Origin of the sequence: Pseudomonas anatoliensis (genome assembly GCF_017976235.1) — a bacterium.
In the GTDB taxonomy this organism is placed as follows: Bacteria; Pseudomonadota; Gammaproteobacteria; order Pseudomonadales; family Pseudomonadaceae; genus Aquipseudomonas; species Aquipseudomonas anatoliensis.
This window is the reverse complement of the sequence record NZ_JACVHC010000005.1, coordinates 415,798-428,836: the sequence shown is the minus strand read 5'-3', so window position 1 is coordinate 428,836 and position 13,039 is coordinate 415,798. Positions and strand designations below refer to the sequence as shown.

The following is a 13,039-nucleotide window of genomic DNA, read 5'->3' as shown; positions in this document are numbered from 1 at the left end:
GGAGTTGGAGTTTAAAGCGAAGTTCCGAGCGCGTCACCGCCGGACGGGGTTTGGCCCACCATAGTGGCTGTGTATACTGGCCGACATTTTAACGCCCTGGAACCTCCTTCGATGGTTGCTCACCTGATTGAATTTGCCACTAACCACTACATTCTTGTCGGTATCTTCGTCGTACTGCTGGCTCTGCTGCTGGCGCACACGATGCAGGGCGGCGGTAAAAGCCTGAGCACCGGTGAGCTGACCGCGCTGGTCAACAAAGATGCAGGCGTAGTGGTAGACATTCGTACAGCCAAGGATTTCGCTGCCGGCCACATCGTTGGTGCGGTGAATATTCCCCAGGACAAACTGGCCGCACGCGTCGCCGAGCTGGAAAAGCACAAGGCCAAGACCATCATTCTGGTCGATGCCCTGGGCCAGACCGCCGGCACCCACGCCCGCGAACTGATGAAATCCGGCTTCACCGCCGCCAAGCTGTCCGGCGGGATCTCCAGCTGGAAAGGCGACAACCTGCCGCTGGTGAAGTGATATGAGCGAAGTCATCGTCTACTCCAGCGATTACTGCCCTTACTGCTCGCGAGCCAAGTACCTGCTCGAGAACAAAGGCGTGGCCTTCAAAGAGATCAAGGTCGATGGCAAGCCGCAGGTGCGTGCCGAAATGGCCCAGAAAGCCGGACGCACGTCCGTGCCGCAGATCTGGATCGGCAGCAAGCACATCGGCGGCTGTGACGATTTATTCGCCCTGGAACGCGCCGGCAAGCTCGACGCGTTGCTCAAGGCCTGAACGGCTGCACCCACGTACAGCACTCCCTAAAAGACCCAAGATCAGAAAGGATCTGAGATGACTGACCAACAGAACACTGCAGCCAGCGAAGAAGAAACCGCACCGCAATTCTCCTTGCAGCGCATCTACGTACGCGACCTGTCCTTCGAAGCCCCGAAAAGCCCGGCGATCTTTCGCCAGCAGTGGGACCCGGCGGTCGGTCTGGATCTGAACACCCGTCAGAAAGAACTGGAAGGTGATTTCTACGAAGTCGTACTGACCCTGTCCGTTACCGTGAAAAACGGTGAAGAAGTCGCCTTCATCGCTGAAGTGCAACAGGCCGGTATCTTCCTGATCAAGAACCTGGACGCGGCTTCGATGAGCCACACCCTGGGTGCGTTCTGCCCGAACATCCTGTTCCCGTACGCTCGCGAAACCCTGGACAGCCTGGTAACCCGCGGTTCGTTCCCGGCGCTGATGCTGGCTCCGGTGAACTTCGACGCCCTGTACGCGCAAGAGCTGCAGCGCATGCAGGAAAGCGGCGAGACGCCAACCGTTCAGTAAACGGTGAGTAACGCCCCATGAAAAAAGCGCCTTCAAATGGCGCTTTTTTCATGGGGCAAACGAAACCTTCGTGTAGGAGCTGCCGAAGGCTGCGATCTTTTGATCTTGATCCCCGAAAAAACAAGATCAAAAGATCGCAGCCTTCGGCAGCTTCTACAGAGGATTGATAGATCCGCTGCGGTGTTATTTAAAGTCGTTCTGCCGCCACGCTTCGTAAACGGCCACTGCCACGGTGTTGGACAGGTTCAGGCTGCGGCAGCCCTCACGCATCGGCAGGCGCAGGCGCTGTCCGGCCGGCAGGGCGTCGAGCACTTCCGGTGGCAGGCCTCGGCTTTCCGGGCCGAAGATGAACGCATCGCCCGGGACGAACGCGGCATCATGAAACGGCCGCGAACCCTTGGTGGTGAACGCGAACAGGCGTGGATTGCCTAAACTTTCCAGGCAACTGGCGAGGTCGGCGTGGCGTTGCAGCGTGGCGTATTCGTGGTAGTCGAGACCTGCCCGGCGCAGGCGCTTGTCGTCCATCTCGAAGCCCAGCGGTTCGATCAAATGCAGGTGGCAGCCGCTGTTGGCGCACAGCCTGATAACGTTGCCGGTATTCGGCGGAATTTCTGGTTGAAAAAGGATGACGTGAAACATGCACGGCTCCGAAGGTAAAGATGACGCGCATTCTACGCCGCAAGCGGACTCGCGTTCGAAACTATTCCCGCGGGTGATCGGTTCGCTGGCGATTGTCGGTTTGATGATCGGTTTGATGATCGGTCGCCTGACCACGCCGGATCCAACCGTTTTGCAGCAGGTCGAGGTGATCGACGGTGGGCTGGTGGTGTGGTTCAACAACGAACCGAAACTGCACGGCGAGATCATCGACGGCACGGTGGCGCTGTTGTTTCAGGCTGATGGGCGGGCACAGAAAGGCCAGTTCAAGCTCAATGGCAAGGATGTGAATTGGCGTACGCGAATGAGTGACGGCGGATTGTTGCTGACGGTGCTGGCGGCGCGGCCGCTGCAGGGAGATTGGGCCGGCAGCGAGGTCGATGACCGCTGGCGGCTGCAGATCCATCTGCGCGAGTAATAAAAGCGGGAATCCCTGACCTGCCTGTATCAGGGTTCCCAAAAGGCTGGACTTTGCTCAAAGCGTCAGTCCGGTGTAAAGAGGGAACCCCCGGCCTGCCTGTACCAAGGATCCCAAAAGGGTGAGCTCGTCGCGTTGCGGTGTGAGCCCGATGTAAAGAGGGGAATCCCCGGCCTGCCTGTACCAAGGTCCCCGAAACGGGTGGTGAAACGAATCACCTGTGAGAGGTATTGCAGGGGACGTGCCAGGTTTTCGCATTTTGAAACAGGAAATATCTACGGATATACAAAACCCCCGTTTTCCGGGGGTTTGAAGGGTTTTGACGCTGAATTCCGGTTAGTTCAGACGGGATTTTGAAAAGCCTGCCGTGCCCGGTTGCGGGTCATCGTGCATTGATGCGGTGCATGTAGACTCAAAAAGCATCGCGAGCAGGCTCACTCCTACAGGGATTTGAGGTGTTCACATGATTGTGAACCCCACACAGTCAACTGTAGGAGTGAGCCTGCTCGCGATTGGATGTCTCTGTCAGCGAAGACCCAAAGGCTGATTAACCCTCATCCCCCTCATCATCATCCCCGCCATCGACCTTCATCCCCAATTCCTTGATCTTGCGCGTCAGGGTATTTCGCCCCCAGCCCAACAGCACCGCGGCATCACGTCGGCGCCCGGCGGTGTGCTTCAGCGCCGTCTCTATCATGATCCGCTCGAACGCCGGCACCGCGCTGTCGAGCAGGCTCGACTGGCCACGCGCCAACGCCTGATCGGCCCACTGGCGCAGCGCTTGCTCCCAGTTGGTGACTGGCGCCGAATCCTGCGGCAGGTTGAGCAACTCTGGCGGCAAGTCGCTGATGTGCACTTCGCGCCCGGACGCCATGACCGTGATCCAGCGGCAGGTGTTCTCCAACTGGCGCACGTTGCCGCCCCACGGCAGGTTTTTCAGGTACTCCTCGGTTTCGCTTTTCAGCAACTTCGGCTCGACCGCCAGCTCCTGCGCAGCGCGGCTGAGGAAGTGTCGGGCCAGCGTCGGGATGTCTTCACGACGATCCGACAGGCGAGGAATGTGGATACGGATCACGTTGAGGCGGTGGAACAAGTCCTCACGGAATTTCCCGGCATGCACCAGGGTTTCCAGATTCTGGTGAGTCGCGGCGATGATCCGCACGTCAACCTTGACCGGCACATGACCGCCAACGCGATAGAACTCGCCATCGGCCAGAACCCGTAGCAAACGGGTTTGAGTATCGGCTGGCATGTCGCCGATTTCATCGAGGAACAGCGTGCCGCCATCGGCCTGTTCAAAGCGTCCGCGACGCAGGTTGGCCGCTCCGGTGAACGCGCCTTTCTCGTGGCCGAACAGCTCGGATTCCATCAGATCCTTGGGGATCGCCGCCATGTTCAGTGCAATGAACGGCGAGGCCGCACGCGGGCTGTGACGGTGCAGGGCGTGGGCCACCAGTTCTTTACCGGTACCCGATTCGCCGTTGATCAGCACGGTGATGTTGGAGTGACTCAAGCGGCCGATGGCGCGAAACACTTCCTGCATCGCCGGCGCTTCGCCGATGATTTCCGGGGTGCGGGTCAGCGCTGGCACGACCTGCAGGCCTTGCTGTTCTTGCGCATGCTGATTGGCGCGCTTGACCAGCGAGACAGCCTCATCAACGTCAAACGGCTTTGGCAGGTACTCGAATGCACCGCCCTGATAGGAGGCAACAGCGCTGTCCAGATCGGAGTGAGCGGTCATGATGATGACCGGCAGCCGTGGGTGCTGCTCACGAATCCGCGCCAACAGGTCCAGACCGCTGGCACCCGGCATGCGGATGTCGGAGATGATCACGTCCGGCTGTTGACGGGCCAGGCGACTCATCACGCCATCGGCGCTGTCGAAGCTCTGGGTGGTCATGCCTTCCTGCTGCAGGGCCTTTTCCAGAACCCAACGGATAGAACGGTCGTCATCGACGATCCACACGGTTTCACTACGGCTCATGTCGATGTGGCTCCTTGTTCCAGTGGCAGAAAGATCGAGAACGTGGTGTGGCCTGGATGGCTGTCACATTCGATCAGGCCCTGGTGCTGGCTGATGATGTTCTGGGTGATGGCCAGGCCCAGCCCGGTACCGTCCGGGCGGCCGCTGACCATGGGAAAGAAAATGGTTTCCTGCAGTTCCGCAGGAATGCCCGGGCCGTTGTCGATGATCTCGATCTTGGTCACCAGACGATGGCGGACGTGGCCGATGGTGAACTGGCGCATGGTCCGGGTACGCAGGCTGATGCGGCCCAGACGCAGCTCGTTCTGACTGCTTATCGCCTGCATCGCATTGCGCACGATATTCAGCACGGCCTGGATCATTTGCTCGCGATCGATCAACACGTCGGGAATGCTTGGGTCGTAATCGCGCACCAGCGTGATGCAGCCCTGGCTTTCGGCTTCGACCAGATGGCAGACGCGCTCGAGCACTTCGTGAACGTTGCACATGGCCAGCGACGGCAGCTTGTTCGAACCCAGCATGCGGTCGACCAGATTGCGCAGGCGATCAGCCTCTTCAATGATCACGTTGGTGTAATCGCGCAGGCTTTCTTCCGGCAGCTCGCGGGCCAGCAATTGCGCGGCGCCACGGATGCCGCCGAGCGGGTTCTTGATCTCATGGGCGAGGCCGCGCACCAGCATCTTGCTGGTTTCCTGCTTCGACAGCTGCGCCTCTTCCTTGGTGATCCGCAGCAGGCGGTCACGCGGGTGGACCTCCAGCAGGAGCAGGGTCGCGCCGTTGCTGAGGATCGGCGTCACCGCGTAATCCACCGTCAATGTCTGACCGGTGAGGGCGGTGAGCATGGCTTCGCGCTTGGTGAACGGGTGCGCCTGTTCCACGGCCTGGCGCAACGAATTGAGCGCCTCGGCGGACTCGGTGAACAGCTCGCTGATGAACTGCCCATGGCTGCGCTGACCGCTGATGGCCAGCAGCATCTCCGCTGCCGGGTTCATGTACTCGAGGCGCAATTCGGCATCAAGCAAGATTGTGGCAGTGGTCAGGTTGTCGAGCAGCAAGCGTGGGATTGCGTCGCTAATAGTCATCAAGGCCTCTTTTGGGGGCGGAGCGTGCGCAAGAAACAAGCGTGTTCAGATGGAAAATGCAAAAACCAAACCAAGGCTCCGAAAAGAAGCGTTCAACCCCTGAAACGGGCGTTTGACGCTCGTTTGCGTGGCGTTCTGCCAGCTTGATCGGGAAGTTTCGAACCAAAATGGGATGGAATGTGAGTACGGTGCAACCTATTGCACCAATATAGTGCGCAAAGCTGAATGGCGTTAGAAGAAACGCAGGAAAGGATTTTTCGGCTCTTCGGGTTTGTCTTTCGCCGGACACTCGGGGCGCACGCCGTAGTCCTCTGTGGTGCAGGGCTTGACCTGGCGTTTCTGCGCGAGCGAGATGCGCAGCATGTGGAAGGGTTGGTTGGCGGTGCGCTCGACGGTGCGGCCCTGAGCATCAAGGATTTCCACCGAGAGGCTATGGCTGCCACGGTCGATATTGCTCAACGGAAAAACCGGGCTAACACCGGGCTCGCCCGTGGCCTTGCCGTCCAGCAGCAAGCGATAAAAATGGCCCTTTTGCAGGCGAGGTTCACTGGTGATGCTGACAATCAGCTCACCGGCACTGCTGCGAATGGTCGCGTCAGGCTCGGGCACCAGAACGCGCAGCATGTCGTAATGAAACGGTGGTTGTTCCGACGATTTTTTCGCGGTGGTCATCGGCGCAGTAGCCGTTGGGTTAGCCGGCATGCGATTGCTGGTGGCCAGCGGCACACGCTTGGCGTTGCCGCGTGGTTGATCGGTGTAGACACGATTGCCTTGCGCGTCGATATAAGTGAACACCTCGGCCGAGGCGTGCAGTGCCGTCATGGCCAGCACGGCGATCAGCCATGCGCGGATCATGGCTTGTGCACCCGTTGCACGGTGAAGACTACTGGCGGGCTCTGTTGGACGATCGTTTCGCCATCGATCACCTGCACCGCCAGACGATGTTCGCCGCGATCGATATTCACCAGTTGCAGGATCGGCACGTTGCTCGACTGCCCGTAAGGCTCGTCGTCCAATACCAGTCTTAATTGATGCGGCGTTTGCAGGCGCGGCTTGATCAGCACATTGACGGTGAAGGTGCCGTTGTTGGCGCGCAGGGCTTCTTCAGTGGGCAGGCCGGTCAGTTCCAGCACTTCATACGCATTGGGCTCAGGCTGGGGATTGTCCGTCTCGACGGGTGGCGGCGTGCTCGGCGTTTGCGATTCGACACGGTTGAGCGGCGGCAACTCCACCGGCTGCGCGTCGACGCCGTCCGGCGAATGATCGCTGTACACCGTGTGGCCGTTGGCGTCGGTGTATTTGTAGATCTGCGCGTGGGCGGGCAGAGCGATTGCCAGCAGCAGGAATAGAAAACCACGACCCATGGAATCGACCGATCAACAATGAGATTGGCTTGCAGCATAGGCCAGGGTCGGCGGTAAGCCTAACCCGGTACACATCCGGGAATTATTTGTACGCCACAATTCACTGTAGGAGTGAGCCTGCTCGCGATCGCGTAGTGTCAGCCACCATAATTCTTAACGACCCACCGCTATCGCGAGCAGGCTCACTCCTACAGGTTCTTCATCAGTCATAAAATCCGCGCAATAAAAAAGGCCTCCCGAAGGAGGCCTCTTTTTGTCACGCCGCGTAGCGCGGCGCTACCGGATCAGCAGCTGTAGTACAGCTCATATTCCAGTGGGTGTACGAAGGTGCGGACCTTGATTTCTTCTTCGGATTTCAGCGCGATGTAAGCGTCGATGAAGTCGTCGGAGAACACGCCGCCCTTGGTCAGGAACGCACGGCCCTTGTCCAGCTCTTCCAGGGCTTCTTTCAGGCTGCCGCAAACTTGTGGGATCTCTTTCGCCTCTTCAGGCGGCAGGTCGTACAGGTTTTTGTCGGCAGCATCGCCTGGGTGGATCTTGTTCTGGATACCGTCCAGGCCGGCCATCAGCAGTGCTGCGAAAGCCAGGTACGGGTTGGCAGCCGGGTCCGGGAAACGTGCTTCGATACGACGGCCTTTAGGACTGTTGACGTAAGGAATACGGATCGAGGCGGAACGGTTGCGAGCCGAGTAGGCCAGCATTACCGGCGCTTCGAAGCCTGGCACCAGACGCTTGTAGGAGTTGGTGGCCGGGTTGGTGAAGCCGTTCAGTGCCTTACCGTGCTTGATGATACCGCCGATGAAGTACAGAGCGGTTTCGGACAGGCCGGCATAGCCTTCGCCAGCGAAGGTGTTCTTGCCATCTTTGGAGATGGACATGTGCACGTGCATACCCGAACCGTTGTCGCCGTACAGCGGCTTCGGCATGAAGGTAGCGGTGCGGCCGTAAGCGTCGGCAACGTTGTGTACAACGTATTTCAGAGTCTGAACTTCGTCAGCTTTCTTCACCAGGGTGTTGAACTTGACACCGATTTCGTTCTGACCGGCAGTCGCCACTTCGTGGTGGTGAACTTCAACGGTCTGGCCCATTTCTTCCAGTGCGTTGCACATGGCAGTACGGATTTCGTGGTCGTGGTCGAACGGCGGAACCGGGAAGTAGCCGCCTTTGACGCCTGGACGGTGACCCTTGTTGCCGCCTTCGATGTCCTGGTCGGACATCCACGAACCTTGTTCGGAGTAGATCTTGAACATCGAACCGGAGATGTCCGACTTGAATTTCACTTCGTCGAAGATGAAGAATTCTGGCTCTGGGCCGGCGAAGACGGTGTCACCGATACCGGTGGTCTTCAGGTATTCCTCGGCGCGGTGAGCAATGGCGCGCGGGTCGCGATCGTAACCTTGCATGGTCGACGGTTCGATGATGTCGCACACCAGGATCAGGGTGGCGTCTTCGGTGAACGGGTCGAGTACGGCAGTTTCGTCGTCCGGCAGCAGGATCATGTCGGAGGCTTCGATGCCTTTCCAGCCAGCGATGGAGGAACCGTCGAACATCTTGCCGACTTCGAAGAAGTCGTCTTCCAGCGCATCGCGAGCCGGCATGGTCACGTGGTGCTGAGTGCCTTTGGTGTCCGTGAAGCGCAGATCAATCCACTTGACGTCATGATCTTTGATGAGTTGAACCGACTTCGACATAGTGTCCTCCGGGTGAATTAGGGCGGGTAGTGGATGCCCTTAATAGTGGTGATGCCGGCGCGAATACTCTGCCAAGGCAACCTGCCTCACAAGGGAGCAAATTGCATGCCAGTGCCCCAGCATGGGTTTTTTGCCCCAAATTCACGCTTATTAAGGTGCAAAGCGCACTCATGCAGAAATTATCGCCCTCTAATGTAGCGTCTTAATCTCAAAATGACCCGTTTTGGTGCGTGCGAAACCTTCTGCATATTAACTGGTTAAACCTTGAGCAATTTCCGCTATAATCCGCGCCCCCCTTTTTCGGCTGGCCCTGCGCGCGCTGTTTTCATGAAACTAATCGTAAAAGTCTTCCCCGAGATCACCATCAAGAGTCGACCTGTCCGGACGAAATTTATCCGCCAGTTGGCCAAAAACATCCGCGCCGTGCTCCGCGATCTGGACCCGGCTGTGGTGGTGAACGGTGTGTGGGACAACCTCGAGCTGGAAACCCGCGTTACCGACGCCAAAGCCCTGAAAGAGATGGGCGAACGCCTGATGTGCATGCCGGGCATCGCGCACTTTTTGCAGATCGACGAGTACCCGCTGGGCGACTTCGACGACATCACCGAAAAGTGCAAGGAACACTACGGCGCGGCCTTGGCCGGGAAGATTTTCTCGGTGCGCTGCAAGCGTGCGGGCAAGCACGCGTTCAGCTCAATGGACGTCGAAAAATACGTCGGCAGCAAGTTGCGTCGTGAGTGCGGCGCCGCCGGAATCGACCTGAAAAAGCCGGAAATCGAAGTCCGTATCGAAGTTCGCGACAAACGGTTGTTTGTCATTCACAGCCAGCACAACGGCATCGGCGGTTACCCGCTCGGCGCTTTGGAGCAGACGCTGGTATTGATGTCCGGCGGCTTTGACTCCACCGTTGCGGCCTACCAGATCATGCGCCGCGGCCTGATGGCGCACTTCTGCTTCTTCAATCTGGGCGGTCGTGCCCACGAATTGGGCGTGATGGAAGTCGCGCACTTCATCTGGAAGAAGTACGGCAGCTCGCAACGCGTGCTATTTGTCAGTGTGCCGTTCGAAGAAGTGTTGGGCGAAATTCTCGGCAAAGTCGATAACAGTCATATGGGCGTCGTATTGAAGCGTATGATGTTGCGCGCGTCCTCTGTCATCGCCGACCGCCTGAGCATCGATGCGCTGGTTACCGGCGAAGCGATCTCGCAGGTATCGAGCCAGACGCTGCCGAACCTGTCGGTGATCGACTGCGTGACTGACAAGCTGGTCCTGCGCCCGCTGATCGTCGCGCACAAACAGGACATCATCGACACGGCCAACGAAATCGGCACCGCCGATTTTGCCCGGCACATGCCGGAGTACTGCGGGGTCATCTCGGTCAATCCGAAGACCGCCGCCAAGCGTGGCCGCGTTGAACACGAAGAGAAAGAATTCGACATGGCGGTGCTCGAGCGTGCGCTCGCCAACGCCAAACTGGTCGCCATTGATCGAGTCATCGATGAATTGGGCCAGGATTTGCAAATTGAAGAAGTCGGCGAAGCACTGGCCGGTCAGATCGTCATCGACATCCGTCACCCGGATGCCGCTGAAGACGAACCGCTGGAGCTTGCCGGCATAGAGGTACAGACGATGCCGTTCTATGCAGTGAACGCACGTTTCAAGGAACTGGACCCTACTCGCCAGTACCTGCTGTATTGCGACAAAGGCGTGATGAGTCGCCTGCATGCCCACCATTTGCTCAGTGAGGGGCATGCCAATGTGCGCGTTTATCGACCGAGCTAAGTGCCCGGGGCTGTTTGCCTGTGGCCTGCGTCACCGGCCCCCCGACACCGCCGTCAAGCTGTAACGGCCATGCCGGACACTACTGCTAATCGCTGCCAAGACTTGTCAGCAAACCGAATCCTCTGATCGAGATACACAAGTGATCGAAAATCTACGCAACATCGCCATCATTGCCCACGTTGACCATGGTAAAACCACCCTGGTAGACAAACTCCTGCGTCAATCCGGCACTCTGGAGCGCAACGAGCTCAACGACGAGCGCGTGATGGACTCCAATGACCAGGAAAAAGAGCGCGGTATTACCATTCTGGCGAAAAACACCGCCATCAACTGGAACGGCTACCACATCAACATCGTGGACACCCCGGGCCACGCCGACTTCGGCGGCGAAGTTGAACGTGTAATGTCGATGGTTGACTCCGTTCTGCTGCTGGTTGACGCTCAAGACGGCCCTATGCCGCAAACCCGTTTCGTGACCAAGAAGGCTTTCGAAGCCGGCCTGCGTCCGATCGTGGTCATCAACAAGGTTGACCGTCCAGGCGCGCGTCCGGACTGGGTTCTGGACCAGATCTTCGACCTGTTCGACAACCTCGGTGCTACCGAAGAACAACTGGACTTCCAGGTTGTTTACGCCTCGGCCCTGAACGGCATTGCCGGTCTGGATCACACCGACATGGCTGAAGACATGACCCCGCTGTACCAAGCGGTTGTCGATCACGTTCCGGCTCCTAAAGTCGACCGTGAAGGTCCGTTCCAGATGCAAATCTCGGCACTGGACTACAACAGCTTCCTGGGTGTTATCGGCGTTGGCCGTATCGCTCGTGGTAGCGTCAAGCCGAACACTCCGGTTGTTGCTATCGGTGCCGACGGCAAGAAGCGTAACGGTCGTATCCTGAAGCTGATGGGTCACCACGGTCTGCACCGTATCGACGTTGAAGAAGCTTTCGCAGGCGACATCGTTTGCGTCAGCGGTATGGACTCGCTGTTCATCTCCGACACCCTGTGCCACCCGGACACTGTCGAGGCGATGAAGCCTCTGACCGTTGACGAGCCAACCGTTTCGATGACCTTCCAGGTAAACGACTCGCCATTCTGCGGTAAAGAAGGCAAGTTCGTGACGTCCCGTAACATCAAGGACCGTCTGGACAAAGAGCTGCTGTACAACGTTGCTCTGCGCGTTGAAGAAGGCGACACCGCTGACAAGTTCAAGGTTTCCGGCCGTGGTGAGCTGCACCTCTCGGTACTGATCGAAACCATGCGTCGCGAAGGCTTCGAACTGGCCCTGGGCCGTCCTGAAGTGATCATTCGTGAAGTAGACGGCGTCAAGCAAGAGCCGTTCGAAAACGTGACCATCGACATCCCTGAAGAAGCTCAGGGCAAAGTGATGGAAGAGATGGGCCTGCGTAAGGGCGACCTGAGCAACATGGTGCCGGATGGCAAAGGCCGTGTGCGTCTGGAATACAACATCCCTGCTCGTGGTCTGATTGGTTTCCGTAACCAGTTCCTGACCCTGACCAACGGTGCTGGCATCCTGACCTCGATCTTCGATCGCTACGACACCGTCAAGTCGGGCCACATGTCCGGCCGTCAGAACGGCGTTCTGGTTTCGGTTGAAACCGGTAAGGCTCTGACCTACTCCCTGGAAACTCTGCAGGCGCGTGGCAAGCTGTTCGTTGAACACGGTCAGGAGATCTACACCGGTCAAATCGTCGGCCAGAACAGCCGCGACAACGACCTGGGTATCAACCCAACCAAAGGCAAGAAGCTCGACAACATGCGTGCTTCGGGTAAAGACGAAACCATCGCTCTGGTTCCACCAGTGAAGTTCACTCTGGAACAGGCTCTGGAATACATCCAGGAAGACGAGCTGTGCGAAGTTACTCCTAAGTCCATCCGTCTTCGCAAGAAGATCCTGGACGAAAGCGAGCGTACCCGCGCTGCCAAGAAAGCCAAGATCTAAGTAATTAGTTCAGGCGGAATGAAAACGCCCCCGGTCGAGAGACCGGGGGCGTTTTTGTTTGTCTGGAGTGTAAAAAGCAAAAAAGATCGCAGCCTGCGGCAGCTCCTACATTGGAACGCATTTCCCTGTAGGAGCTGCCGCAGGCTGCGATCTTTTGATTTTTAGAACTTCTCGATCGCCCGAAAATTCTGCTCGCGCACCACTTCCTTCGGCTTGTACGCGCAATACCCCGGCCGTGGGCCGATTTTCGGGTGATTGCGGCAAGTGTCCGGGCGCTTGTCATAAATGGTGCACAGGCGGCTCTTACGATCCAGGTAGTAGCAATCGTTGTTGCTCATGCGCTGGAGGGTGAAGATGCCCGACTTCTGATTGAAGCGCTCGACCAAGCCTTCCTTTTGCAAACGCTTGGCGATGTTCTTCGGCGGATCGCCCAGTTCGAACTCGTCGACCACGCCGATGCGCACCAGATCCTTGATCTTGACCTCGACCGGCAGCGTGCAGCAGCTGGAGATACAAGAGCCACACATCGGGGCCGTATATTTGGCCCACGTATCGAGACGATCGATCTCGGCGGCGGCAATCAGGTTGGGCTTCATCATCGGGAGTTACCAGGCGTGTGCATCAGGGCGCGCGATCATACCGGGACTGGTGGATTTTTGAACAACCTTTCGCCAGATTTTTTCTGCGTGCAGGCATTTTGCCGAACAATTCGGCACGGCCCCTGCATTCATTAGCTCATTCGCCAAGGTAATGCCGGGCCATCTCACCGTCTCCGGA

Annotated in this window: 13 protein-coding genes; 6 read left to right on the top strand and 7 right to left on the bottom strand. The window is 58.1% G+C overall.

Annotated elements, in window-relative coordinates:
- Positions 1-111 precede the first annotated feature (111 nt).
- From ICA16_RS18735 to secB, 3 genes are read left to right on the top strand one after another with little or no spacing between them, the layout of a single operon-like run.
- Positions 112-525, top strand: a complete 414-nt coding sequence (locus ICA16_RS18735; RefSeq protein WP_042557204.1) for a rhodanese-like domain-containing protein — start codon at positions 112-114, stop codon at positions 523-525.
- A 1-nt stretch (position 526) separates the two neighbouring features.
- Complete coding sequence (gene grxC, locus ICA16_RS18730) at positions 527-781, top strand: glutaredoxin 3 (RefSeq protein WP_007909231.1); 255 nt, start codon at positions 527-529, stop codon at positions 779-781.
- A gap of 57 nt (positions 782-838) precedes the next feature.
- Positions 839-1,324 (top strand): protein-export chaperone SecB, encoded by a 486-nt coding sequence (gene secB / locus ICA16_RS18725; RefSeq protein WP_042557206.1) that lies wholly within the window; start codon positions 839-841, stop codon positions 1,322-1,324.
- 183 nt (positions 1,325-1,507) lie between these two features.
- Here the strand turns inward: secB and ICA16_RS18720 are convergent, their stop codons facing one another.
- Positions 1,508-1,963: a tRNA (cytidine(34)-2'-O)-methyltransferase gene (locus tag ICA16_RS18720; RefSeq protein ID WP_150593893.1), complete on the bottom strand. Its 456-nt coding sequence runs from the start codon at positions 1,961-1,963 to the stop codon at positions 1,508-1,510.
- Here ICA16_RS18720 and ICA16_RS18715 point away from each other — a divergent pair.
- Positions 1,962-2,399, top strand: coding sequence for a hypothetical protein (locus tag ICA16_RS18715; RefSeq protein WP_150604022.1), 438 nt, complete (start codon positions 1,962-1,964; stop codon positions 2,397-2,399). The genes ICA16_RS18720 and ICA16_RS18715 overlap by 2 nt on opposite strands.
- A 547-nt stretch (positions 2,400-2,946) precedes the next feature.
- Here ICA16_RS18715 and ntrC read toward each other — a convergent pair.
- From ntrC to glnA, 5 genes are all read right to left on the bottom strand, one after another.
- Positions 2,947-4,383: a nitrogen regulation protein NR(I) gene (ntrC, locus tag ICA16_RS18710; RefSeq protein WP_150604021.1), complete on the bottom strand. Its 1,437-nt coding sequence runs from the start codon at positions 4,381-4,383 to the stop codon at positions 2,947-2,949.
- Positions 4,380-5,465, bottom strand: a complete 1,086-nt coding sequence (glnL, locus tag ICA16_RS18705) for a nitrogen regulation protein NR(II) (protein WP_150604020.1) — start codon at positions 5,463-5,465, stop codon at positions 4,380-4,382. The genes ntrC and glnL overlap by 4 nt, the downstream gene beginning before the upstream one ends.
- A 231-nt stretch (positions 5,466-5,696) precedes the next feature.
- Entirely contained in the window at positions 5,697-6,320 is a 624-nt protein-coding gene (locus ICA16_RS18700; RefSeq protein WP_210701228.1) for a DUF4124 domain-containing protein, read from the bottom strand.
- On the bottom strand, positions 6,317-6,829 hold the full coding sequence (locus tag ICA16_RS18695) for a DUF4124 domain-containing protein (protein ID WP_210701227.1): 513 nt from the start codon (positions 6,827-6,829) through the stop codon (positions 6,317-6,319). Before ICA16_RS18695 ends, ICA16_RS18700 begins: the two co-directional genes overlap by 4 nt.
- Positions 6,830-7,113: 284 nt before the next feature.
- Entirely contained in the window at positions 7,114-8,520 is a 1,407-nt protein-coding gene (glnA, locus tag ICA16_RS18690) for a glutamate--ammonia ligase (protein ID WP_150604017.1), read from the bottom strand.
- A 327-nt stretch (positions 8,521-8,847) separates the two neighbouring features.
- Between glnA and thiI the strand changes: the two genes are divergently transcribed.
- Entirely contained in the window at positions 8,848-10,302 is a 1,455-nt protein-coding gene (gene thiI, locus ICA16_RS18685) for a tRNA uracil 4-sulfurtransferase ThiI (RefSeq protein ID WP_150617461.1), read from the top strand.
- Between the two features lie 139 nt (positions 10,303-10,441).
- Positions 10,442-12,262: a translational GTPase TypA gene (typA, locus tag ICA16_RS18680; protein ID WP_042557214.1), complete on the top strand. Its 1,821-nt coding sequence runs from the start codon at positions 10,442-10,444 to the stop codon at positions 12,260-12,262.
- Positions 12,263-12,423: 161 nt separating this feature from the next.
- Here the strand turns inward: typA and ICA16_RS18675 are convergent, their stop codons facing one another.
- Positions 12,424-12,861: a YkgJ family cysteine cluster protein gene (locus ICA16_RS18675; RefSeq protein ID WP_042557215.1), complete on the bottom strand. Its 438-nt coding sequence runs from the start codon at positions 12,859-12,861 to the stop codon at positions 12,424-12,426.
- Between the last annotated feature and the right edge of the window lie 178 nt (positions 12,862-13,039).